The organism is Blastococcus sp. SYSU D00922, assembly GCF_054050495.1.
The window spans coordinates 137,222-160,637 of the sequence record NZ_JBJGZL010000002.1 but is presented as its reverse complement, the minus strand read 5'-3'; the positions used below and the strand labels follow the sequence as shown (position 1 = coordinate 160,637).

General features: G+C 73.0%; 25 protein-coding genes. 20 read left to right on the top strand and 5 right to left on the bottom strand.

Features of this window, described 5'->3' with window-relative positions; translation table 11 throughout:
* Window positions 1–8 precede the first annotated feature (8 nt).
* Both ACI78T_RS03415 and ACI78T_RS03410 read left to right on the top strand, forming a co-directional pair.
* On the top strand, window positions 9–893 hold the full coding sequence (locus ACI78T_RS03415; protein WP_456556667.1) for a hypothetical protein: 885 nt from the start codon (window positions 9–11) through the stop codon (window positions 891–893).
* Window positions 890–1,612: an HAD family hydrolase gene (locus ACI78T_RS03410; protein WP_456556666.1), complete on the top strand. Its 723-nt coding sequence runs from the start codon at window positions 890–892 to the stop codon at window positions 1,610–1,612. The genes ACI78T_RS03415 and ACI78T_RS03410 overlap by 4 nt, the downstream gene beginning before the upstream one ends.
* Here ACI78T_RS03410 and ACI78T_RS03405 read toward each other — a convergent pair.
* Together ACI78T_RS03405 and ACI78T_RS03400 are read right to left on the bottom strand one after the other, a co-directional pair.
* On the bottom strand, window positions 1,605–2,798 hold the full coding sequence (locus ACI78T_RS03405) for an amidohydrolase family protein (RefSeq protein ID WP_456556665.1): 1,194 nt from the start codon (window positions 2,796–2,798) through the stop codon (window positions 1,605–1,607). The genes ACI78T_RS03410 and ACI78T_RS03405 overlap by 8 nt on opposite strands.
* Before the next feature lie 73 nt (window positions 2,799–2,871).
* A complete protein-coding gene (locus ACI78T_RS03400; RefSeq protein WP_456556664.1) occupies window positions 2,872–3,801 on the bottom strand; it encodes a RecB family exonuclease in 930 nt (309 codons plus the stop codon).
* 95 nt (window positions 3,802–3,896) lie between these two features.
* Between ACI78T_RS03400 and ACI78T_RS03395 the strand changes: the two genes are divergently transcribed.
* Entirely contained in the window at window positions 3,897–4,772 is an 876-nt protein-coding gene (locus tag ACI78T_RS03395) for a tRNA (adenine-N1)-methyltransferase (protein ID WP_456556663.1), read from the top strand.
* A gap of 117 nt (window positions 4,773–4,889) precedes the next feature.
* The gene (gene arc / locus ACI78T_RS03390; protein WP_456556662.1) at window positions 4,890–6,668 is read left to right on the top strand and encodes a proteasome ATPase; all 1,779 of its coding nucleotides are present in this window, start codon (window positions 4,890–4,892) and stop codon (window positions 6,666–6,668) included.
* Between the two features lie 53 nt (window positions 6,669–6,721).
* On the opposite strand, the gene ACI78T_RS03385 is transcribed toward arc, so the two are convergent.
* Window positions 6,722–7,582: a hypothetical protein gene (locus ACI78T_RS03385; protein ID WP_456556661.1), complete on the bottom strand. Its 861-nt coding sequence runs from the start codon at window positions 7,580–7,582 to the stop codon at window positions 6,722–6,724.
* A 44-nt stretch (window positions 7,583–7,626) separates the two neighbouring features.
* Between ACI78T_RS03385 and dop the strand changes: the two genes are divergently transcribed.
* The 7 genes from dop to pafA all read left to right on the top strand — a co-directional run bounded on the left by dop (window position 7,627) and on the right by pafA (window position 13,680).
* Complete coding sequence (gene dop, locus ACI78T_RS03380) at window positions 7,627–9,132, top strand: depupylase/deamidase Dop (protein ID WP_456556660.1); 1,506 nt, start codon at window positions 7,627–7,629, stop codon at window positions 9,130–9,132.
* Between the two features lie 86 nt (window positions 9,133–9,218).
* Window positions 9,219–9,428 (top strand): ubiquitin-like protein Pup, encoded by a 210-nt coding sequence (locus ACI78T_RS03375; RefSeq protein WP_456556659.1) that lies wholly within the window; start codon window positions 9,219–9,221, stop codon window positions 9,426–9,428.
* Between the two features lie 24 nt (window positions 9,429–9,452).
* Complete coding sequence (locus ACI78T_RS03370) at window positions 9,453–10,181, top strand: endonuclease VII domain-containing protein (protein WP_456556658.1); 729 nt, start codon at window positions 9,453–9,455, stop codon at window positions 10,179–10,181.
* Complete coding sequence (prcB, locus tag ACI78T_RS03365) at window positions 10,178–11,035, top strand: proteasome subunit beta (protein WP_456556657.1); 858 nt, start codon at window positions 10,178–10,180, stop codon at window positions 11,033–11,035. The genes ACI78T_RS03370 and prcB overlap by 4 nt, the downstream gene beginning before the upstream one ends.
* Window positions 11,036–11,038: 3 nt before the next feature.
* A complete protein-coding gene (prcA, locus tag ACI78T_RS03360; RefSeq protein ID WP_456556656.1) occupies window positions 11,039–11,893 on the top strand; it encodes a proteasome subunit alpha in 855 nt (284 codons plus the stop codon).
* A gap of 1 nt (window position 11,894) precedes the next feature.
* Window positions 11,895–12,239 carry a hypothetical protein gene (locus ACI78T_RS03355; RefSeq protein WP_456556655.1) on the top strand — a complete coding sequence of 115 codons (345 nt, stop codon included), beginning with the start codon at window positions 11,895–11,897 and terminating at the stop codon, window positions 12,237–12,239.
* Window positions 12,240–12,321: 82 nt separating this feature from the next.
* Window positions 12,322–13,680 carry a Pup--protein ligase gene (pafA, locus tag ACI78T_RS03350; protein ID WP_456556654.1) on the top strand — a complete coding sequence of 453 codons (1,359 nt, stop codon included), beginning with the start codon at window positions 12,322–12,324 and terminating at the stop codon, window positions 13,678–13,680.
* 3 nt (window positions 13,681–13,683) lie between these two features.
* Here pafA and ACI78T_RS03345 read toward each other — a convergent pair whose 3' ends face one another.
* Window positions 13,684–13,977: a putative quinol monooxygenase gene (locus ACI78T_RS03345; protein WP_456556653.1), complete on the bottom strand. Its 294-nt coding sequence runs from the start codon at window positions 13,975–13,977 to the stop codon at window positions 13,684–13,686.
* The gene (locus tag ACI78T_RS03340) at window positions 13,974–15,098 is read right to left on the bottom strand and encodes a DUF3866 family protein (RefSeq protein ID WP_456556652.1); all 1,125 of its coding nucleotides are present in this window, start codon (window positions 15,096–15,098) and stop codon (window positions 13,974–13,976) included. The genes ACI78T_RS03345 and ACI78T_RS03340 overlap by 4 nt, the downstream gene beginning before the upstream one ends.
* Window positions 15,099–15,167: 69 nt before the next feature.
* Here ACI78T_RS03340 and ACI78T_RS03335 point away from each other — a divergent pair, with 69 nt between their 5' ends.
* From ACI78T_RS03335 to ACI78T_RS03295, 9 genes are all read left to right on the top strand, one after another.
* Complete coding sequence (locus tag ACI78T_RS03335) at window positions 15,168–16,145, top strand: helix-turn-helix transcriptional regulator (RefSeq protein WP_456556651.1); 978 nt, start codon at window positions 15,168–15,170, stop codon at window positions 16,143–16,145.
* On the top strand, window positions 16,142–17,119 hold the full coding sequence (locus ACI78T_RS03330) for a helix-turn-helix transcriptional regulator (protein WP_116451788.1): 978 nt from the start codon (window positions 16,142–16,144) through the stop codon (window positions 17,117–17,119). The genes ACI78T_RS03335 and ACI78T_RS03330 overlap by 4 nt, the downstream gene beginning before the upstream one ends.
* Window positions 17,120–17,128: 9 nt before the next feature.
* Window positions 17,129–17,335: a hypothetical protein gene (locus ACI78T_RS03325; protein WP_456556650.1), complete on the top strand. Its 207-nt coding sequence runs from the start codon at window positions 17,129–17,131 to the stop codon at window positions 17,333–17,335.
* Window positions 17,336–17,422: 87 nt separating this feature from the next.
* A complete protein-coding gene (tatA, locus tag ACI78T_RS03320) occupies window positions 17,423–17,776 on the top strand; it encodes a Sec-independent protein translocase subunit TatA (protein ID WP_456556649.1) in 354 nt (117 codons plus the stop codon).
* Between the two features lie 25 nt (window positions 17,777–17,801).
* Window positions 17,802–18,695 (top strand): twin-arginine translocase subunit TatC, encoded by an 894-nt coding sequence (gene tatC, locus ACI78T_RS03315; RefSeq protein WP_456556648.1) that lies wholly within the window; start codon window positions 17,802–17,804, stop codon window positions 18,693–18,695.
* Window positions 18,692–19,585: a diacylglycerol/lipid kinase family protein gene (locus ACI78T_RS03310; RefSeq protein WP_456556647.1), complete on the top strand. Its 894-nt coding sequence runs from the start codon at window positions 18,692–18,694 to the stop codon at window positions 19,583–19,585. The genes tatC and ACI78T_RS03310 overlap by 4 nt, the downstream gene beginning before the upstream one ends.
* Before the next feature lie 49 nt (window positions 19,586–19,634).
* Window positions 19,635–20,003: an ArsR/SmtB family transcription factor gene (locus ACI78T_RS03305; RefSeq protein WP_456556646.1), complete on the top strand. Its 369-nt coding sequence runs from the start codon at window positions 19,635–19,637 to the stop codon at window positions 20,001–20,003.
* Complete coding sequence (locus ACI78T_RS03300) at window positions 20,000–20,482, top strand: SRPBCC family protein (RefSeq protein WP_456556645.1); 483 nt, start codon at window positions 20,000–20,002, stop codon at window positions 20,480–20,482. Before ACI78T_RS03305 ends, ACI78T_RS03300 begins: the two co-directional genes overlap by 4 nt.
* A 66-nt stretch (window positions 20,483–20,548) precedes the next feature.
* Window positions 20,549–23,392: a DEAD/DEAH box helicase gene (locus ACI78T_RS03295; RefSeq protein WP_456556644.1), complete on the top strand. Its 2,844-nt coding sequence runs from the start codon at window positions 20,549–20,551 to the stop codon at window positions 23,390–23,392.
* Window positions 23,393–23,416: the final 24 nt, after the last annotated feature.

Genomic DNA, 23,416 nt, shown 5'->3' with positions numbered 1-23,416 from the left:
CGCCCCCTGTGGCGCCCCTGAACACGTACACCGCACAGCCCGTCGACTCCGCCGAGGCGGACACCGACACCGAACAGTCCCCCCGCAAGGCCGCCCGGCACCGCAAGGTCCGGTTCCGGTCCGCGCCCAGCTCCCGCGTCGCCTACGCCCTCGGCGTGGCCACCGTCTGCTCGCTGGCACTGGTGAACCTGCTGTCCGGCGAGGAGGCCGCCAACGCGACGGCCGACTCGCCGTCCGTAGCCGTCGCCGCCGCTCTCGGCATCGACGGCTCGGGCATCGACGAGCCGGCCATGGAGGAGCCCCAGCTGCTCGACCAGCTCGCCGCCAGCCGCTCCGAGCGCGACGCCGAGCAGGCCGCGGCCGCTGCCTCGCAGGCCCAGGCCGAGGAGGCCGCCGCGGCCGCCAAGGCCGAGGCCGAGCGGAAGGCCGCCGAGGAGGCGGCGGCAGCCGCTGCCGCTGCCGAGGCCGCCGCCGCCCAGGCGTCCGCCGCTGCCGCCGCCCCGGCGGCGCCGGCCGCGTCCGTCGCGGCGAGCGTGATCGCCAAGATCAACAACAGCGCCGGGCCGATCAAGGCGGTGGCGCAGAACGCCGCGAACGCGGTGGTGTCCAACGTGCCCGGCGCGGCCGGGATGACCATCGGCGGAACCCGCGCCAGCGCGGCCGACCCCGGTGGCCACCCGTCCGGCCTGGCGCTGGACTACATGTGCAGCCCGTCGCTCGGGGACGCCATCGCGCAGTACCACATCGCGCACTGGGACGAGCTGGGCGTGGAGTACATCATCTGGCAGCAGCGCATGCTGTCCTCGCCCGGCGGTTCGTGGAAGCCCATGGAGGACCGCGGCAGCGCCACGGCGAACCACTACGACCACGTCCACGTGAACTACCGGGGATGAGCCAGCCCCTCACCGAGCCGCGGGCCGTGCTGTTCGACATGGACGGCACGCTGGTCGAGACGGAGCAGTACTGGGGCCAGGCCATGTTCGAGCTGGCCGCCCGGCTCGGTGGCCGGATGTCCGAGGCCGCCCGTGCGTCGACGGTCGGCTCGACGATGCGCCGGTCGATGACGATCCTGCACGCCGACCTCGGGCTGGTCCGGTCCGAGGAGGAGCTGCTCGCCGACGCGCGCTGGGTCGAGGACCGGACGGCGCAGCTGATGGCGGCCGGCGTCTCGTGGTGCCCCGGTGCCCGTGAGCTGGTCACCGCGGTGCGCGCGGCCGGCCTCCGGACGGCCCTGGTGACGACGACGCCCCGGCGGATCGCCGACATCGTGCTGGCGGCGATCCGCGCGGACCTCGGTGCCGACCCGTTCGACGTCACCGTGTGCGGGGACGAGGTGCCGGCGCGCAAGCCCGACCCGGCGCCCTACCTGCAGGCGATGGCCGCCCTGGGGGTCGAGCCGGGGGAGTGCGTGGTGATCGAGGACTCCGAGTCGGGCGTGGCCGCGGGCCTGGCCGCCGGCGCGGCCGTGCTCGGCGTGCCGACGATGCAGGCGCTCCCGCCGGCGCACGGCCTGCTCCTGCGCGGGGGGCTGGTCGGCGTCGGGGTGCCGGAACTCGCCGACGTGCTCGCGGCGCGCGAGCTGGAGCTGGCGGACCGCCCGACCCTCAGCTGATCGCACCGGTCGCCGGCGTCACCTGCCGCCCGCGCGAGACGACGAGCCGGACTGCACGCAGGGCCGTCACGTCGGTGCGCGGGTCGCCGTCGACGGCCAGCAGGTCGGCGTCGAGGCCGGCCGCCAGCCTGCCGGTCCGCTCGCCGATGCCGCAGGCGCGGGCCGCGACGCTCGTCGCGGCGGCGAGCGCTCCGGGGACCGGGATACCGGATCTCGCCAGTTCGGCCACCGCCTCCGCCACGATCCCGTGCGGCTTGGCCGGGCCGATGCCGGCGTCCACACCGGCGACGAGTGTCACCCCGGCGGCGTGCAGGGCCGCGATCTGCGGATACCTGTCCTCCCACGTCATGTGGGCGCGCTCGAGGACGGCCTGGATGTGCGCGGGGACGGCGGCCTCCACCCGGGCGAAGGTCGGGGACACGGCGATACCGGCCGCGGCCACCGCCTCGGCCAGCCCCGGCGGCAGGCGGAGGCCGTCCGGGGTCATGCACGTGCAGTGCTCGATGCAGTCCACCCGGGCGGCGACGCAGAGCTCCACCGCCGACAGCGGGTGCGCGTGCGCGGCGACCGGCAGGCCGGCCGCGTGCGCCTCGTCGACCACCACCCGCAGGTCCTCGAGGGTGTACTGGCAGGCGAGTGCGTCCGTCGTGCGGGTCATCAGGCCGCCGCTGGTCATGATCTTCACGACGTCGACGCCGTGCTCCACCCGCTCGCGCACCGCCCGGCGGAGGGCGGCCTCCCCGGTCGCCTCGCCGCCCATGGTCGCGCAGTGGCCCTCGGGGGTCGTGATCGGCGGTCCCGCGGCGACGACGGTGGGGCCGTCGGGACGGCCGCGGTGGCGATCGGCCACCGTCCAGTGCGCGTCGCCGAGGTCGCGGACGGCGGTGACGCCACCCGCCAGGGCGGCGGCCAAGGACGCGGCGACGACCGCGTCGAGTCCGCCGTCGTCGAGCTCGGGGAGCTGATCGAGCGCCCGAGGCCCGGCGTCACCGCACAGGTGGACGTGGGCGTCGATGAGGCCGGGGAGGATCGTGGCACCGGGCAGCTCGGTCACCGGGCAGCCGTCGGGCGCGGGCGACCACGCCGGCTCGACGCCGACGACGCGGCTGCCCTCCACCAGCACCAGGGCGCCGTCGGCGAGGAACCGTTCGCCGTCGAAGGCGCTCCGTGCGCGGTACCCGTGCACGTCGCGACAGGCTAGTGCCGCACTCGGCCGGCGTGACCGGTCCTGCGCACGGTCGATGGACGGCGGTGGCCCCTCAGTCGCGCTCGACGATCGGGAGGGTCTGCCAGCCGGCTGCCGCGGCGGCCTCCGCGGGGAACGGCGGGGGAGTGCCGCCGAACGCCGGGCAGACGGCCTGGTGGTCGCACCAGCCGCACAGCCGCGTCTTGTTCGGGCGGAAGTCGCCGGTCGCGACCGCCCGCTCGATGGCGGCCCAGATCGCCAGCAGGGTCCGCTCGAAGCGGACCAGCTCGGCCTCGTCGGGTGCGTAGGTGAGCGTGTCGCCGTCGCCGAGGTAGATGAGCTTGAGCTGGGCGGCGACCACGCCGCGGGTGCGCCAGAGGACCAGCGCGTAGAACTTCATCTGGAACAGCGCCTTGGCCTCGAAGGCCTCGCGCGGCATCGAGCCGGTCTTGTAGTCGACGACGCGGATGGCGCCGGTCGGCGCCACGTCGACGCGGTCGACGTACCCGCGCAGCAGCAGCCCGTCGGGCAGGGTCACCTCGACGAGCTGCTCGCGGCCCTCGGGCTCGATGCGGGTCGGGTCCTCCAGCGCGAAGTACTTCTCGACGAGCTTCCCGGCCGAGGCCAGCCACGCGTCCACCGACTCGGGCGCGTTGGCGTCGGTCTCCGCGCCGTCGTCCTGGGCGACCGTGAACAGGTCGGCGATGCCCGGCTCGTCGCGCAGCTCCGCCCAGGCCGGCTCGATGAGCTCCTGCGCGGCGGTCACCGTGCGGCCCGCGGCAGGCAGGTCGTAGAGCTTCTCGAGCACCGAGTGGACGAGCGTGCCCCGGACCGCCGCGAGGCTCTTGCGCTCGGGCAGCCGGTCGATGGTGCGGAAGCGGTAGAGCAGCGGGCAGGTCTTGAAGTCGGCCGCACGGCTCGGGGACAGCGACGGGCGACGCGGGGCCTGTGCCTCGTCGGGCTGGACCTCGGTGCTCACGTCCGTCTCGACCATCGCCGTCATGCACCCGAGGCTAGGTCGCCCGTCCGACAGTTCCGAGTGCCCGCGCCGCACTGGGGACACGGGTCACACCGACCCCGTCCGTACCCTGAGCGCCCGTGGAGATCGAGGAGCAGCCCGACGTCGAGGCGACCGAGCAGCGGGAGCCGGTGCCGGGGGCGTTCGTCGCCGGTGACCGCGTGCAGCTCACCGACCCGAAGGGCCGGCACCACACCGTCGTCCTCGAGCCGGGCAAGCAGTTCCACACCCACCGGGGCGCCATCGCGCACGACGACCTGATCGGCGCGCCCGAGGGCTCCGTCGTCCACTCGACGGCCAACACCGGCTACCTGGCCCTGCGGCCGCTGCTGGCCGACTTCGTGCTGTCCATGCCCCGCGGCGCGCAGGTCATCTACCCCAAGGACGCCGCGCAGATCGTCGGCTTCGGGGACGTCGGCCCCGGGATGCGCGTGCTCGAGGCGGGCGCCGGCTCCGGCGCGCTGAGCTGCTCGCTGCTGCGCGCGGTCGGCTCCACCGGCTCGCTGACCAGCTACGAGCGGCGGGAGGACTTCGCCGACGTCGCCCGGGGCAACGTCGAGGCGTTCTTCGGCGAGGTGCCGGCGAACTGGTCGCTGCGGCTGGGCGACCTGGCCGACCACCCCGCCGACGAGGTGGTCGACCGCGTCGTCCTGGACATGCTCGAGCCCTGGGCCGTCCTGCCGACCGTCGCGGCCGCCCTGCGGCCCGGCGGTGTCCTGGTCGGCTACGTGGCGACGACGACGCAGCTGTCCACCTACGTCGAGGCGCTGCGCGAGCAGGGCGTCTGGACGGAGCCGCACGCCTGGGAGTCGCTGCTGCGGCCGTGGCACGCCGTGGGGCTCGCCGTCCGCCCGGAGCACCGCATGGTGGCGCACACGGCCTTCCTGGTCACGTGCCGCCGGTTGGCGGAGGGCACCGTGGCGCCGATCCGGCAGCGGCGGGCGCAGAAGTTCTGAGCGTCGCTGGGGCGCGTGTGACAGGCCGGTCACAGCTACCCGCGAGCCCACGGCGAACTGTCCGGCCGCGTGTATAGATTTGCGTCTTGACTCCCTCGATGAGTGTGGAGGTGCGCGATGAGTCTGGGTCCCGACGAGATCCGCGCGCGGCGTGAACGAGACGTCGCGGCACTGCTCAGCCAGATCTCCTACCTCGAGGAAGAGATCGGTCTCCTCCGGCGGAAGGTGGCCGACAGCCCCCGGCAGGTGCGTCAGCTCGAGGAGCGGATCGCCGAGGCCGAGGGTCGTGCGGCGTTCCTGTCCGAGCGCAACGACAAGCTGGCCGGCACCCTCCGGGACGCCCGCGAGCAGCTCGTCACGCTCAAGGAGGAGGTCGACCGGCTCGGCCAGCCGCCGTCGGGCTACGGGGTCTTCCTGACCCGGTTCGAGGACGGCACGGTCGACGTCTTCACCGGCGGCCGCAAGCTCCGGGTCTCGGTGTCGCCGAACGTCGACGTCGAGAGCCTGCGCACCGGCCAGGAGGTCATGCTCAACGAGGCGATGAACGTCGTCGAGGCGCGCGACTTCGAGCGCGCCGGCGACGTCGTCATGCTCAAGGAGATGCTCGAGCCCATCGACGGCGTGACGCCGAGGGCGCTGGTCATCGGGCACACCGACGAGGAGCGCGTGGTCTACCTCGCCGACTCGCTGACCGGCCAGCCGCTGCGCGTCGGCGACTCGCTGCTGCTGGAGTCGCGGTCTGGGTACGTCTACGAGCGGATCCCGAAGAGCGAGGTCGAGGAGCTCGTCCTCGAAGAGGTCCCCGACATCGACTACTCCGACATCGGTGGCCTCTCCCGGCAGATCGAGCAGATCCGGGACGCCGTGGAGCTGCCGTTCCTGCACTCGAACCTGTTCCGCGAGTACGAGCTGCGCCCGCCCAAGGGCATCCTGCTGTACGGCCCGCCCGGATGCGGCAAGACGCTGATCGCCAAGGCGGTCGCGAACTCGCTGGCGAAGAAGGTCGCGGCCGCCAAGGGCGACGGCGACACGAACCAGGGGAAGTCCTACTTCCTCAACATCAAGGGCCCGGAGCTGCTCAACAAGTACGTCGGCGAGACCGAGCGGCACATCCGCCTGGTCTTCCAGCGGGCGCGCGAGAAGGCCAGCGAGGGCACGCCGGTCATCGTGTTCTTCGACGAAATGGACTCGATCTTCCGGACCCGCGGGTCGGGGGTCTCCTCGGACGTCGAGTCGACGATCGTGCCGCAGCTGCTGAGCGAGATCGACGGCGTCGAGGGCCTGGAGAACGTCATCGTCATCGGTGCCTCGAACCGCGAGGACATGATCGACCCGGCGATCCTGCGACCCGGCCGCCTCGACGTGAAGATCAAGATCGAGCGTCCGGACGCCGAGGCCGCGCGCGACATCTTCAGCAAGTACCTGACGACGTCGCTGCCGATCCACGCCGACGACCTGGCCGAGCACGGCGGCAGCCGCGAGGCGACGATCGCCGGGATGATCCAGCGGACCGTCGAGCGGATGTACACCGAGAGCGAGGAGAACCGCTTCCTCGAGGTGACCTACGCCAACGGTGACAAGGAGGTCCTGTACTTCAAGGACTTCAACTCCGGCGCCATGCTGCAGAACATCGTCGACCGCGCGAAGAAGATGGCGATCAAGGAGCACCTGGAGACCGGTACGTCGGGTCTGCGGGTCAGCCACCTGATGGCGGCGTGCCTCGACGAGTTCAAGGAGAACGAGGACCTGCCCAACACCACCAACCCCGACGACTGGGCGCGGATCTCGGGCAAGAAGGGCGAGCGGATCGTCTACATCCGCACGCTCATCAGCGGCAAGGGCAACGAGTCCGGCCGCGCGATCGACACGGCGACGAACACCGGCCAGTACCTGTAGGGACGGCGTTCCCGACGGCCCGGTCCCCGCGTGGGGCCGGGCCGTCGGCGTCGTCAGGCGTGCCGCTCGGCCACCTGGCGGAGATACGCCTCCCCGGCAGCCTCGTAGACGAGCCCGGGCATGGCCGTGACGGCGTAGGGGCGTCCCTGAAGCGGCTCCTGCGGCCCGACGTCGACGTGGGTGACCTCGTAGCCGAGCTCGTGCAGCTGGTCGGCCATCGCGTAGTCCGAGCGCGAGTCGCCGACCGTGTGCCAGACGCGGGGGAGCGGGCCGTCGTCCGCCAGCAGGGCCAACGCCCGTCGCGCACCCAGTGCCTTGCCGGAGGAGTCGGCCTCCACGTCCGTGGCGATCACCGAGGGGTCGATCCGCCACGGCGTCCGCCCGTCGGCGTCGGGGAAGCGTTCGTCGCGGATCCGGACGCCGAGACCCGCCTCCCGGAGACCGGCCAGCAGCTCGGCGTCGAAGGTCCGCTGGTGGGCCTGGTAGACCTCGTTAGGGACGTCGGTGCGGGCCTCGACGGTCGCCATGACCCGCTTGGTGGTGTCGACGAACATCGCGTCGCCGTAGCCGTCGTCGACCAGCCTCGCGATCAGGTCCCGGGCGACGGCAGGGACGCGCAGCGAGGCGTCGACGTGGACCTCGCCGACGCCGTCGCCGTGGGCGGACACCCAGACGGCGCCCTTCTCGCAGACGGCGTGCAGGCGGGCGGCCGCGGGGAGGCCACCGGCGGCGAGCGGGGCGAACACGCGGTCGGCGACGAAGTCCACGGAGCGGCCGGTGTTCAGGACCACCGGGACGCCGGCGGCGAGCAGCCGGCGGACGTCGTCGAGGAGGGCGACGGCCACGGTGCGGGTCGCCGGGCTGGAGACCGGACCGTCGACGTCGAGCAGGAGTCCGAGGGAGGGCGCGTCCACCAGGGCATCCTCCGGGTGGATCGTCGCCCGCCTAGGGTTGGGTCATGAGCGTGCGGCGGGTCATGGGCACCGAGGTCGAGTACGGCATCTCCGTGCCGGGGCAGCCGACCGCGAACCCGACCACGCTGTCGAGCCAGGTCGTGAACGCCTGGGCGGTCGCCGAGGCGCCGACCCCGCGCCGTCCCCGCTGGGACTTCGAGGAGGAGTCGCCGCTGCGCGACGCCCGCGGCTTCGACCTGTCGCCGGCGCAGGCCCTGGACCACAACGACCTCGACGAGGACACCGGGATGGCCAACGTCATCCTGACCAACGGGGCCCGGCTCTACGTCGACCACGCGCACCCCGAGTACTCGACGCCCGAGGTCACCAACCCGCGCGACGTCGTCCTGTGGGACAAGGCGGGGGAGCAGGTGATGGCGGAGGCCTCGCGCCGGGCCGCGCGCATCCCGGGTCAGCCGACGATCCAGCTCTACAAGAACAACACCGACGGCAAGGGCGCCTCGTACGGCGCGCACGAGAACTACCTGATGGACCGGAAGACGCCGTTCATCGACATCATCCGCGGGCTGGTGCCGTTCTTCGTGACCCGGCAGGTCTTCGCGGGCGCCGGCCGGGTGGGCATCGGCACGGAGGGCCGGACGCAGGGCTTCCAGCTGTCGCAGCGGGCCGACTTCTTCGAGGTGGAGGTCGGCCTCGAGACGACGCTCAAGCGCCCGATCATCAACACCCGGGACGAGCCGCACGCCGACGCCGACAAGTACCGCCGGCTGCACGTGATCATCGGCGACGCCAACCTCGCCGAGCTCTCCACCTACCTGAAGGTCGGGACGACGGCGCTCGTGCTGGCGATGATCGAGGCACGGGCGCTGCCGCGCGACCTCGCCATCGAGGAGCCCGTCGAGGCGCTGCAGGCCATCAGCCACGACCCGACGCTGACCCACCTGGTGCGGCTGCGGGACGGACGCCGGATGACCGCGATCGACGTCCAGCGCGTCTACCTGGAGCAGGCGGAGAAGTTCGTCGCGACGCACGGGGAGTCCGACGAGCAGACCGAGGACGTGCTGCGGCGGTGGGCCGAGGTGCTCGACGACCTGGCGATCGACCCGATGCGCTGCGCGGACCGCCTGGACTGGCCGGCGAAGCTGCGGCTGCTGGAGGGCTATCGCAACCGGGACGGCCTCTCGTGGGGGGACTCGCGGCTGCACCTGGTCGACCTGCAGTACTCCGACATCCGGCCGGACAAGGGCCTCTACAACCGCCTGGTGGCCCGCGGCTCGATGCAGCGGCTCCTGACCGACGACGAGGTGGCCCGGGCGATGGTGCACCCGCCGGGGGACACGCGCGCGTTCTTCCGGGGCGAGTGCCTGCGCCGGTATCCCGCCCAGGTGGCCGCGGCCTCGTGGGACTCGGTCGTGTTCGACCTGGGCCGGGAGAACCTGGTGCGCATCCCGACGATGGAGCCGCTGCGGGGTACCCGCGAGCACGTCGGCGCGCTGTTCGAGGCGTCGGCGACGGCGCAGGAGCTCGTGGACACCATCACCGGATCGTGATCCCCAGCCTGTCCGGGTGACCGCTTTCGTCGGCCGCGGCGGGTACTTTCTGCTCAGCAGCAGTTCCGTAGACCGGAGGGCAAGCCATGGCCACCAGGGACACCGGCGGACAGCAGAAGGCGACGCGCACGCGCGAGGAGACCGACGAGGTCGAGGCCTCGGTCGACACCGAGGTCGCCGAGCGCCACAAGGAGATGACCGAGGACGTCGACTCGCTCCTGGACGAGATCGACGAGGTGCTCGAGGAGAACTCCGAGGAGTTCGTGCGCCAATACGTGCAGAAGGGAGGCGAATGATCACGCTCTGTAGTCATCTTGAGCGTGGAGTCCAAGCCTTGCCCCTCCTGTGGAGAGACGAAGCCGGCAACTGACTTCGGTCGCAATCGGTCGCTAGGAGACGGACTCTCCTTCTACTGCCTCGCCTGCAATCGGGCCAAGAGCAACGCCCACTATCGGAAGCGTCGTCAAGCCCTGGGCAAGACGGTTCGGGACCACTCGTGGATCCCGGAGGGCTTCCGCTGGTGCCCCGCCTGCCAACAAGCCGTGGCACATGAGGACTACACCCGGAATGCCGGAACTGCGTCGGGCTTCGGTAGCCGATGCCGCCGCTGTGACCGGGCGACGAACTCGGCCGGCTACTTCTATCGGAAGTACAACCTCACCCAACGAGAGTTGCGGGCCCTGCGTGAGGCCCAGCGGAACCGGTGTGGCATCTGCGGAGCGCCCGAACCAGAGCACCTTGATCACGATCACTCGAGCGGGGAGATCCGGGCGTTGCTCTGCCAGCGATGCAACCAGGGCCTGGGGCTGTTCCGGGACGAGCCAGGCTTGCTGCGTGCGGCCGCCGACTACGTCGAGTTCCACACCCTGAGCCAGTTCGTGGTGGCGGCCGCGGAGGCAGCCGGGCTCGGCACGGTCCGACCCGTCCGACCGGGGGAGCCGCCGGTAGGGTCGCAACGACGCCCAGGAGCCAGCGGCACCAGCACGCGGAGCACCGGGCGGAGCAGCGGTTCACGCCGGCGCACGCAGGCGGGAGAGGCGGATGGGTGAGCGAGCAGTCGATCGGCCGGAGCGGGTTCCCGCCCGCGTACCTGGACCGGGTGGGCTCCTCGTTCACCGACTTCCTGTCGGCCACCGCGCCTGACCTCCTGCCCGGCCGCCGCCCCGTCCCCACCATGCCCGTCGGCGACCTCGCCCCGCACGGCACGACGATCGTGGCCGTCACCTACGAGGGCGGCGTCCTCATGGGCGGTGACCGGCGCGCCACCATGGGCAACCTGATCTCGAGCCGGGACATCGAGAAGGTCTACCCGGCCGACTCCTACAGCGTCATCGGCATCGCCGGCGCCGCGGGCATCGCCATCGAGATGGTGAAGCTCTACCAGGTCGAGCTCGAGCACTACGAGAAGATCGAGGGGCTCACGATGTCCCTCGACGGCAAGGCCAACCGCCTGGCCCAGATGATCCGCGGCAACCTCGGCGCCGCCATGCAGGGCCTCGCCGTCGTCCCGCTCTTCGCCGGCTTCGACCTGGACGCCGGCCCCGGCACCACCCCCGGCCGGATCTTCAGCTACGACGTCACCGGCGGGAACTACGAGGAGCGCGGCTACGCCGCCGTCGGCTCCGGGTCGCTGTTCGCCAAGAACAGCCTCAAGAAGACCTGGCGCAGTGGCCTGCCCGCCGACGAGGCCACCCGCACCATCGTCGAGGCGCTCTACGACGCCGCCGACGACGACTCGGCCACCGGCGGCCCGGACCCCGTCCGCCGGCTCTACCCGATCGTCTACCGGGTCGACGACGAGGGCACCGTCCGGCTCACCGACGCCGAGGTCGCCGCCGTGGCGGACACCATCGTCACGGAGCGGGCCGAGGCCGACCGCCGCAACATGGACCGGGAGGCCTGAGCCATGACCATGCCGTACTACGCCTCTCCCGAGCAGCTCATGCGGGACCGCTCGGAGTACGCCCGCAAGGGCATCTCCCGCGGTCGCAGCGTCGCCGTCCTCACCTATGCCGACGGCGTCCTCTTCATCGCCGAGAACCCCAGCTCCACGCTGCACAAGGTCGGGGAGCTCTACGACCGCATCGGGTTCGCCGCCGTAGGCCGGTACAGCGAGTTCGAGAGCCTCCGCGTTGCCGGCGTCCGCCTGGCCGACGTCCGCGGGTACTCCTACAACCGCCGCGACGTCACCGGCCGGGTCATCGCCAACGCCTACGCCCAGACTCTCGGCGAGATCTTCACCCAGCAGACCAAGCCCTTCGAGGTCGAGCTCTGCGTCGCCGAGGTCGGCGACCGGCCCGAGACCGACCAGCTCTACCGGCTCACCTTCGACGGCTCGATCGTCGACGAGCCCGACTTCGTCGTCATGGGCGGCCAGGCCGAGGCGGTCACGGGCAATCTGCGCGAGCACTTCCACGCAGGTCTGGGCCTGTCCGACGCGCTCGACGTCGGCGTCCGCGCTCTCTCGGCCGTCAGCCCGGTCACCGCGGGCGCCACCAACGGCGGGCCCACCCGCCTGACCGGCGCCCAGCTCGAGGTCGCGGTGCTCGACCGACGCCGTCCCAAGCGGGCCTTCCGCCGGGTCACCGGCTCCGCCCTCCGCCGGCTGCTCGGCGAGGAGGCCAAGCCGGACGCCGTCCAGGACGCCCCGGCGACCGCGGCGCACGCGCCGAGCGTCTCCGAGCCCGGCACCCCCGCCGGCCTGGGCGACCCGGCCAACCCGGACACCGCGGGCGGAGCCGAGCACACCCCGGAGGACTGACGTGCCGACCTACCGCGTCAACGAGGACGCCGTGAAGCAGGCCCGGAAGCTGATCGACCACGGGAAGGTCGACGTCGACACCGAGTGGTCCGACGCCGCCCCGAGCGCCGAGGAAGGCAACGCCGAGATCGAGAAGCACGGGTACGAGGGCTACGCGTCATGGCACCTCGCCATCGATCCCGACGCCGGCGAGGAGACGAAGGGCCGCTACAAGTTCCCCTACGGCGACTTCTCGAAGGTCAACCGCGCCGCGTTGATCCACGGCAAGCAGCGCGCGGCCCAGAACGACCACGACGCGATCGAGAAGGCGTTCGACGAGCTCCTCCAGCGGCTCGACGCGACGTAGGCGGGCCAACGTTCACCTGCTCGTGACGCGTCCTGTGGCACGGGACACGCGCTCTGTCGGTCAGGCGGCCTAGTCTCGGATCGTGGACCGACGGATCTTCGGCATCGAGACCGAGTACGGCGTCACGTGCACCTTCAAGGGGCAGCGCCGTCTGTCCCCGGACGAGGTCGCCCGCTACCTGTTCCGGCGGGTGGTCTCATGGGGCCGCAGCTCGAACGTCTTCCTGCGCAACGGCTCCCGGCTCTACCTCGACGTGGGCAGCCACCCCGAGTACGCCACCGCCGAGTGCGACGACCTCACCGAGCTCGTCGTCCACGACAAGGCGGGGGAGCGGATCCTCGAGGGCCTCCTGGTCGACGCCGAGCAGCGCCTCGCCGAGGAGGGCGTCACCGGCGACATCTACCTGTTCAAGAACAACACCGACTCCGCCGGCAACAGCTACGGCTGCCACGAGAACTACCTGGTCGGCCGGCACGGCGAGTTCAGCCGGCTCGCCGACGTCCTTATCCCGTTCCTGGTGAGCCGGCAGATCGTCGTCGGCGCCGGCAAGGTCCTGCAGACGCCGCGCGGCGCCATCTACTGCGTCAGCCAGCGGGCCGAGCACATCTGGGAGGGCGTCTCCAGCGCCACCACCCGCAGCCGGCCGATCATCAACACCCGCGACGAGCCGCACGCCGACGCCGAGCGCTACCGGCGGCTGCACGTCATCGTCGGTGACTCGAACATGAGCGAGACGACGACGCTGCTCAAGGTCACGATGACCGACCTCGTGCTGCGGATGATCGAGGCGGGCACGCCGATCAAGGACATGACGCTGGAGAACCCGATCCGGGCCATCCGCGAGATCAGCCACGACATGACCGGACGACGCAAGGTCCGCCTCGCCAACGGCAAGGAGATGTCGGCGCTGGAGATCCAGTCCGAGTACCACTCCCGCGCCGCCGAGTTCGCCGACCGCGAGGGCTGCAGCCCCGAGCACCGGCAGATGCTCGAGCTGTGGGGCCGGGTGCTCAAGGCCGTCGACACCGAGGACCTCTCGTTGATCGACCGCGAGGTCGACTGGGCGATCAAGTTCAGCCTGCTCGAGCGGTACCGGGCCAAGCGCGACCTGCCGCTGAGCCACCCGCGGATCGCGCAGATGGACCTCGCCTACCACGACATCAGCCGTCGGCGGGGCCTCTACTACCTGCTGGAGCGGGCCGGCCAGGTCGAGCGGGTCGCCCACGAGCCGCGCATCTTCGAGGCGAAGAACGTCCCGCCGCAGACCACCCGCGCAAAGCTGCGCGGCGAGTTCATCCGCCGGGCACAGGAGAAGCGCCGCGACTTCACCGTCGACTGGGTGCACCTCAAGCTCAACGACCAGGCGCAGCGCACCGTGCTCTGCAAGGACCCGTTCAAGGCCGTCGACGACCGCGTGGACAAGCTCATCGCCTCGATGTGAGCCTCAGGGCTCCTCGACCGACACTATCCGGTACTTCCGCACCTCGGCGGCGAGCACGTCCGGCACGTCGGGCTGCGGCGCGTCCGGGTCGCCCGAGGAGCGGAACCGCAGCAGGTCCTCGTCGGACTCCCAGCGCTCGTAGACGGTGATGCGCTCCGCGTCGAGCGGGTCGGCGGCCTGGGTGAAGTCGAGACACCCTGGGGCGGCCCGGGCCAGCCGCGCCACGTCAGCGACGGCGAACAGGTAGCGGTCCCGGTCCGGGGCGGCGACGCGCAGCCAACCGGCCACGATGATCACGGGGCCGGCTCGGCCTCGGGGACGGGCACCCGCAGGGCGGCGAACCGCCCCGCCGCCGCGGCCGCCAGGAAGTACGCCCGCTCCTCGGGGTAGCCGCGCCCCATCGTGCGCAGCGGCACGGGGGAGAGCACCAGCGCGTCGTCGAGGCCGTCGGTGTCCACCCAGACCACCGGGTTCCGCTCGGGCTGGCCGGCCAGGTCCTCGTCGACCTGACCGCCGAGCTCCGACGACAACCCGCGCGGCGCGACCAGCGTGACGCCGCCCAGCGCCACCCGGCCGAACGCGGTCAGGGAGTGGTGGGAGACGCCGCGGTGGCGGGTGCGCGGGTCGGCGTCGGAGATCCGCAGCGCGCCGATCGCCTCCCCGCCCAGCACCGAGACCGCGTTGCACGCCTCGCCGGCCGCCACCCCGGAGAAGCCCCACGGCGTCCCGGTGCCGAGGTTGCCCGGCCCCTGCGTGACGATCGCCAGGTCGGCGTGCAGCACGTGGCGGGCCGCCAGCAGCCCGGTGTGCACCGTGACCGCCTCCAGATCGCCGCCGAACGCCTGCCCCACGGTGATCACCCCGGCCAGCGACGACGCCAGCGTGTCCAGCGTCCGCGAGAACGCGGCGGGCAGCGCTCCGCCGTCGGTCATGACGTAGGCGACCTTGAGGTCCGGGTCGGTGGCCAGCATCCCGATGAGGATGGCGGGCAGCGCCGAGTGCAGGTCGGCCACGACCACCGGCATGCCGTCCAGGGAGTCGGCCTCCGCCAGCAGCGCGTGGTGCTCGGTCTCCTGCTCGTCGACACCGCTCACCGTCGCCTGCAGCGGCGTGTACCGGGCCTTCACCAGGTGCCCGGGCCCCTCGGGGTCCGGGGGCAGCCGGTCCGGGACGGCCACCACCATGGCGACGCCGCCGGTGCCCAGGCCCTGCGCGAGCGCCGTCGTGTTGAGCAGCACCTCGTCCCCGACCTGGGGGATGCCGACCAGCGACGGGTACGCCAGGGCGGGCAGCTGGCCCTCCTCGGGCACCTCGACGGTGAGCTGGAGGCTGTCGCGGCCCCGCCGCCCGGTCGCCGTGACCCGGCCTCGCCGCCAGCGGACGCGCATGGGCGGGGGAGGGGACGAGGAGAAGGGCATGCAGGCAGGCTAGCCAGCGCCGACGACACCGGCGCACCGGAGCTGTGACGTCTGACTAGCCTGGGCGCCATGGCGGCCAAGCGGGCGGAACGACTGGTGAACCTGGTCATCGCCCTGCTCAGCACCCGGCAGTACGTCACCGCGGCGCGGATCCGCGCCACCGTCCCCGGCTACGAGGCCGACGACGGCTCCGAGCGCGCCGACGAGGCGTTCAAGCGGATGTTCGAGCGGGACAAGGCCGAGCTGCGCGAGATGGGCGTCCCGCTGGAGACCGGCCGCACCAGCGTCTTCGACACCGAGGACGGCTACCGCATCGCCCGCGCGGACTACGAGCTCCCCGACATCCACCTGACCGGCGAGGAGGCGGCCGCCGTCGGCCTCGCGCTGCGGCTGTGGGAGTCGGCGCAGCTGGCCGGCCCCGCGCACAGCGCCCTGGTCAAGCTCAAGGCCGCCGGCATCGACGTCGACAGCTCCCGCGGCATCCCGCTGCAGCCGCGCCTCGACGCCGGGGAGCCGGCGTTCGAGCCGTGCTACGCCGCCGCCCGCGACCGCCGCCAGCTCGAGTTCGGCTACCAGCGGCCCGACGAGGACACCCCGGCCCGCCGCCGCGTCCAGCCGTGGGGCGTCGTCGCCTGGCACGGCCGCTGGTACCTCGTCGGCCAGGACCTCGACCGGCGGGCGCCCCGCGTCTTCCGCCTGTCCCGCGTCGTCGGCACACCGAAGGCCACCGGCCCGGCGAACGCCTTCGAGCCGCCGGAGGGCCTCGACCTCAGCGAGGTGGTCGCCGGGCAGGTGACCGGCGAGGAGCAGCTCGTGGTCGTCCGCGCCCGCCCGGGCACGGCCATCGGCCTGCGCCGGCACGCCACCCCGCTCGGCCCCGCCGAGGACGGCGACGACCGGCTCCAGCTGCGCACCACCGAGCCCGGCAGGCTGGCCGACCAGCTCGCCGCCTACGGCTCCGACGTCCTCGTCGAGGCGCCGGGCGAGATGCGCGAGGCAGTGATCGCCCGGCTCACCCGGCTGGCCGCCATGGGCACGCCGGCATGACCGCCACCGGCACCACCGACCGCATGACCCGCCTGCTCGCGCTGGTCCCGTACCTGACCGCCCGCGCGGACGGCGTCCGCGTGGCCGAGGCCGCCCGCGACTTCGGCGTCACCGAGCGGCAGCTGCGCAGCGACCTCGAACTGCTCTGGATGTGCGGCCTGCCCGGCTACGGCCCCGGCGACCTCATCGACCTCTCGTTCGAGGGGGACCGGGTCCGGGTCACCTTCCCGGCCGGCATGGTGCGCCCGCTGCGGCTGACCACCGACGAGGCCGTCGCCCTCGTGGTGGCGCTCAAGACCCTGCTGGAGCTGCCCGGTCTGGCCGAGCGGGACGCCGTCAGCCGCGCGCTGGCCAAGGTCTCGGCCGCCGCAGGCCACGCCGCGGAGGGCGTCACCCCGGTGGCCGTGAGCGTCGACGCCCGGGAGGAGGCGCTCGCCGTCGTCCGCGACGGCCTGGAGCGCAAGCGCGCCCTGCACCTGCACTACTACGTGCCCACCCGCGACGAGCGGACCGAGCGCACCGTCGACCCGATGCGCCTGCTCCTGGTCGACGGCAAGTGGTACCTCGAGGCGTGGTGCCGCCGGTCCGAGGGCGTGCGGCTGTTCCGGCTCGACCGGGTCGACGACGTCGTGGTGCTGGACGAGCGGGCGGCGCCACCCCCGGAGGCGCACGAGCGCGACGTCGACAACGGCGTCTACCAGCCCGACCCGGACTCGCCGGCAGTCCGCCTGCGGCTGTCCCGGGGAGCGCGCTGGGTGGCCGACTACTACCCGGTCGACTCGGTGCAGCCGGTCGAGGACCCGCCCGGTGGCCTGGCGGTGACGGTCCGGACGCAGGACCTGGCCTGGGCGCGCCGGCTGGTCGCCTCGCTCGGCGGGGAGGCGCTGGTCGACGAGCCCGCCGACCTCGCGACGCAGGTCGCCGCCGACGCCCGTGCCGCGCTGGCCCGCTACGGGGTCGGCCCCACCGGCTAGGGTCGCCGCGTGGTGTTCTGGATCGTGCTGGCCGCCGTGCTGGTGCTGTCGCTCGTCGTCCTCGGCGTCCTGGCCTACGGCCTCCTCGGCGCGTTCGGCCGGCTCGGCCGCGAGCTGGAGGCCGCCGAGCGCGACGTCCGGCCGGTGCTGGAGCAGTTCCAGGCCGCCGCAGCCCGGGCGAACGAGGTGGCGGAAGCCTCGGCGAACCGGCGCTGAACGCTCGGGGACAACCGCGCGAAGGCCCGGATCCGAACCCCTCTCGGCGTAGCATCGCCCGCGAGACCCGCACCCCCTGGAGGACCAGTGAATCTCGGCCCGCTGGAGATCGGCCTGATCATCCTGGCCATCCTGCTGCTGTTCGGCTACAAGAAGCTGCCCGACGCCTCGCGCTCGCTCGGCCGCTCGCTGCGCATCTTCAAGGGCGAGATGAAGGGCATGAAGGACGACGACTCCGCGGGCGGGGGGCTCCGCTCGAAGGACGCCGCGCAGACCACCCCCGTGCGTGGCGAGATCGTCGCGCCGGCCAGCCCCACGGCGGCGCCCGCCGGCGGCGACCTGACCGCCCAGCTGCACGAGGAGGCCCGCGTCGCCGAGGCGCGTGCGGCCGAGCTGCGCGCCCGCGCCGAGCAGTCCCGCGCGGCCGACGGCACCCGCTGACCCACCCGCACCAGGCAGGTCGACGGTGAGCGGTCCCCGGCTGCGTCGGCGCCGCGCACCCCGCGACGCCGAGGCGACCATGTCGCTGGTCGCCCACCTCACCGAGCTGCGCAACCGGATCGCCAAGGCGCTGCTGGCGCTCCTGATCGCCACCGCGGTCGCCTTCTGGTGGTACGAGCACGGCCTCGGCGACTTCATCCGCGACCCGTACTGCGGCCTGGACCCCGACCTGCGCTACGGCGACGCCGACAGCGGCTGCGGCCTCCTGATCACCGACGTCTTCGGCGGCGTGTTCATCCGGCTCAAGGTCGCGTTCCTGGCCGGCGCGGTGCTGTCCGCGCCGTTCTGGCTCTACCAGCTGTGGGCGTTCATCACGCCGGGCCTCAAGCGCAACGAGAAGCGCTACGGCCTCACGTTCGTCGCCGTCTCGTCGCTGCTGTTCGCGCTCGGCGCCCTGCTGGCCTACCTCTCGCTGGCCAAGGGCCTGGAACTGCTGCTGAGCCTGGCGGGGGACGGCGTGGTCGTCGCCCTGACGGCGCAGGACTACATCGGCTTCGTGCTCGCCCTGCTCGTGGCCTTCGGCGTCAGCTTCGAGGTGCCGCTGATCGCGATCGCGCTGAACCTCGTGGGCGTCCTCAGCTACGAGGTGCTCAGGAAGAGCCGGCGGTGGATCTTCTTCCTCACCATCGTCTTCGCCGCGTTCGTGACGCCCACCCAGGACCCGTTCACGATGCTGCTGATGGCCGGGCCGATGATCCTGCTCTTCGAGCTGGCCATCCAGATCGCCCGGGTCGTCGACAGGCGCCGCGCCAGGCGTGACGCGGTCGAGCACTTCCACGACCTCGGCGACGACGAGGCGTCCCCGCTCGACGCGCGGCCGTCCTCCCTGGACGACGCCCCGTCGCCGACGCCCCGATGACGGCGGACGTCGCCCTCCTGGTGAGCCCGTCGGCCGGCCGCGGTCGCGGCGCCGCGCTGTCCGCGGACGTGCTCGGCGCCTTCCGCGACGCCGGCTTCACCCCGGAGGTCCTGCCGGCCAGCAGCGGTGCCGGCGGGGAGCGGCTGGCGGGGAAGGCGGTCGCCGCCGGCACCCGGGCGGTGGTCGCCGTCGGCGGTGACGGCACCGTCCACGCGGCGCTGCAGGCCGTCGCCGGGACGACGACGCCGCTGGCGCTGGTCCCGGCCGGCACCGGCAACGACCTGGTGCGCGCCCTCGGCGGACTCGCCGAGCCGGTCGCCGCCGCCCACGCCGCGGCGGAGGACCTGCAGTCCGGCTCGGTGCGCACCGTGGACGCCGGCCGCACCGGGGACCGCTGGTGGGCGACCGTGCTCTGCTGCGGCTTCGACTCCGCCGTCAGCGACCGTGCCAACCGGCTGCGCTGGCCCCGGGGACGCCGGCGCTACGACGTCGCCGTCCTCGCCGAGCTGGCCCGCCTGCGGCCGCGCGAGCTCACGCTGGTGCTCGACGGCGAGTCGCAGACGCTGCCGATCACGATGGTCGCCGTCGGCAACACCGCCTGGTACGGCGGCGGGCTCAAGATCTGCCCGGGCGCGGACCCGGCCGACGGCCTGTTCGACGTCACGGTCGTCGGCGCGTCGACCAGGCTCGAGCTGATGCGCACCAAGCCGCGGCTGACCACCGGCACGCACGTCGACCACCCGTCGGTGTCGGTGTTCCGCGCCTCCCGCGTCGAGCTGGCGAGCCCGGGCGTCACCACCTACGCCGACGGCGAGCCGGTGGCGCCGCTGCCCGCGCTCGCGGAGTGCATCCCGGGTGCCCTGACCGTGGTCGGCACCGGACGGGTCTGACGCCCCCACCCCTTGACGACCGTGATCGGTTCGTCCAGGCTTACCGTTCGTGGGAGCTGACCGAGCCGGTGATGCGTGGAACGCGCTGGGCGACGCCTCGCGTCGGGCCATCGTCGAGTGCCTGGCCGAGCGCCCACGGGCGGTCGGCGAGCTCGCCGACGCGTTGCCGATCAGCCGCCCCGCGGTGTCACAGCACCTGAAGGTGCTCAAGGACGCCGGCCTGGTCGCCGAACGCGTCGCCGGGACGCGGCGGATCTACCGGCTGAACCCGGCCGGCGTCGCCGCGATGCGCGACCAGCTCGACACCTACTGGAACCGCGCGCTGGCCGGCTTCCAGGGCGCCGTCGCTTCCCCCGACGACATCGAGGAACACCCCGACATCGCACCGGAAGCAGGACCAGGACAGGAGAGGTCATGACCCAGGCAGCCACCGCCACCGTTCGCAAGCAGATCCTCGTCGAGGCGCCCCAGGAGCGGGCGTTCACCGTGTTCACCGAGAACTTCGGGGACTTCAAGCCGCGCGAGCACAACCTCATGCGCTCGCCCATCGCACGGACGGTGTTCGAACCGCGCGTCGGCGGTTCCATCGTCGACATCGCCGAGGACGGCGGCGAGTGCCGCTGGGCGCGGGTGCTCGTCTACGAGCCGTACGAGCGGGTGGTCTTCAGCTGGGACATCGGGCCGGACTGGCAGATCGTGGCCGACCCGGAGAACGCCAGCGAGGTCGAGGTGCGATTCGTCGCCGAGGGTGCCGGACGCACCCGGGTGGAGCTCGAGCACCGCAACATCGACCGGCACGGTCCCGGCTGGGAAGCCGTCCGCGAGGGCATCGCCACCGACCAGGGCTGGCCGCTGTACCTGGACCGCTACGCAGCGGTGCTCACCGGAGCCCGCTGACCCCGAGCCCCGGCGCCCGCCGCGGCCCTGCGAGCCGGTTGCGTCTCGCGCGCCTAACGTGGGGGCATGTCCAGCCCCGCTGAGCGTTACGCGGCTGCGCGGCGGCGGACCGCGCACCCCACGCTGTCGGACTTCACCGCCGAGCTGGGGTTCTCCCTCGACCCGTTCCAGGTCGAGGCGTGCGAGGCGCTCGACGAGGGCTCGGGCGTCCTGGTCTGCGCGCCCACGGGGGCGGGCAAGACCGTCGTCGGCGAGTTCGCCATCCACAAAGCGCTGTCCGAGGGGCGCAAGGCGTTCTACACGACGCCGATCAAGGCCCTGTCGAACCAGAAGTACGCCGACCTCGTCGAGCGCTACGGCGCCGACAGCGTCGGCCTGCTGACCGGCGACAACGCCGTCAACGGCAACGCGCCCGTGGTCGTGATGACCACCGAGGTGCTGCGCAACATGCTCTACGCCGACTCCCCGGCGATCGAGGGCCTCGGCTACGTGGTGATGGACGAGGTGCACTACCTCGCCGACCGCTTCCGCGGCGCGGTCTGGGAGGAGGTCATCATCCACCTCCCGGAGTGGGTCACCCTGGTCTCGCTGTCGGCGACGGTGAGCAACGCCGAGGAGTTCGGCGACTGGCTGGTCACCGTCCGCGGCCACACGAAGGTCGTGGTCAGCGAGGTGCGCCCGGTGCCCCTCTGGCAGCACATGCTGGTCGGCAACCGGGTGTTCGACCTGTTCTCCCTCCGCCCGTCGGCGCACGCGGCCGAGCAGGGCGAGAACCCGCGCGAGCTGTCCACCCGCGAGCGCGGGTCGTCCGTCGTCGACCCGGAGCTGGTCCGGTACGTCCGCGAGCAGGAGCGGCGGATCGACAGCTGGCACGGCGGCAACGGCGGTGGGCGCCGCGAGTCGTGGCACAAGCCGCGCTACCGGCCGCCGGCGCGCCCCGACGTCATCAGCCGGCTGGACGCCGCCGGGCTGCTGCCCGCGATCACCTTCGTGTTCAGCCGCAACGGCTGCGACGCCGCCGTCCACCAGTGCCTGCTGTCGGGCCTGCGGCTCACCGACGAGGCGGAGCGGGCCGAGATCGCCGAGATCATCGACCGCCGCACCGGCTCGCTGCCGGAGGAGGACCTGCACGTCCTCGGCTTCTGGGAGTGGCGGGAGGGCCTGCTCGCGGGCATCGCCGCGCACCACGCGGGGTTGGTCCCGGCGTTCAAGGAGACCGTCGAGGAGTGCTTCGTCCGCGGCCTGGTGAAGGCCGTGTTCGCCACCGAGACCTTGGCGCTGGGCATCAACATGCCCGCGCGCAGCGTCGTCCTCGAGCGCCTGGTGAAGTGGAACGGCGAGGCGCACGTCGACGTGACGCCGGGGGAGTACACGCAGCTGACCGGCCGGGCCGGGCGGCGCGGGATCGACGTCGAGGGCCACGCCGTCGTGATCTGGGCGCCGGGCATGGACCCGTCGGTGGTCGCCGGTCTGGCCAGCACCCGCACCTACCCGCTGAGGTCGAGCTTCCGCCCCAGCTACAACATGGCGGTCAACCTGGTCAGCTCCTTCGGCCGGGCCCGCGCACGGGAGCTGCTGGCGTCGTCGTTCGCCCAGTTCCAGGCGGACCGGTCGGTGGTGGGCCTGGCCCGCGCCGCCGCCCGGCACGAGCAGGACGCCGCGCGGTTCGCCGAGGAGATGCACTCCGACCGCGGGGACGTCGGCGCGTACGCCGAGCTGCGGCGCGAGATCTCCGACCGCGAGAAGGAGCTCTCCCGCGACTCGCAGGCCAAGCGGCGCATCGAGGCCGCCGACGCCCTGGCCGCGCTGCGCCCGGGCGACGTGATCCGGGTGCCCAGCGGCCGTCGGCAGGGGCTGGCCGTCGTCATCGACGCCGGGATCACCGACCTCGCCGACCCCCGGCCGCTCGTCGTCACCGAGGACAAGTGGGCCGGCCGGCTCGGGTCGGTCGACTTCCCGACGCCGGTGACGGCGCTGGCGCGGGTCAAGGTGCCGAAGAACTTCAACCACCGCAGCCCGCACGCCCGCCGCGACCTCGCCTCGACGCTGCGCAACGCCCGCGTCGAGCACGAACTCGGTGCCCGGCGGGTGAAGAACCGCTCGGCGGCCGCGGACGACCCGGTGCTCGCCGACCTGCGGCAGGCGCTGCGCAACCACCCGGTGCACCAGCTGCCCGACCGGGAGGAGCGGGTGCGCGTCGCGGAGCGGTGGCTGCGGTCGGTGCGGGAGGCCGACGCGCTGCAGAAGAAGATGACCGAGCGGACCGGGTCGCTGACCCGGCAGTTCGACGCCACGTGCGACGTCCTGGAGGAGCTGGGCTACCTCGTGCCGGAGGTGGCGCCGCTGGTGCCGGCCGACACGGAGGTCCTCGGCGCGGCGGACGACCTCCCGGTGGTCACCGACGACGGACGACGACTGGCGCGGATCTGGTCAGAGGCCGACCTGCTGGTCGCCGAGTGCCTGCGGTCGGGCGCCTGGCGCGGCCTCACGCCGGCGGAGCTGGCGGCGGCCGCCTCGACGGTCGTGTTCGAGGCGCGGCGGGACAACCCGGCGCTGCCCGCGGTCCCGGCCGGCAAGGTCGCCGCCGCCATCGGGGAGATGCGCCGGATCCGCGACCGGCTGCAGGACGTCGAGTCCTCCCACGGGGTCCGGGTCACCCGCGACCTGGACCTGGGGTTCGCCTGGGCCGCGTACCGGTGGGCCGACGGGCAGAGCCTGGACCGGGTGCTGGCCGGCGCCGAGCAGGCCGGGACGGAGCTGTCGGGCGGAGACTTCGTCCGCTGGATGCGGCAGCTGATCGACCTGCTCGACCAGCTGGCCAAGGTCGCCGAGGAGCCGGTGGCCGCCGTCGCCCGGGCCGCGGTCGGGCGGGTGCGGCGTGGCGTGGTCGCCGTGGCGGTCGGTGGCTGACCGGCGTTTCGCCGCAGGCCGCGG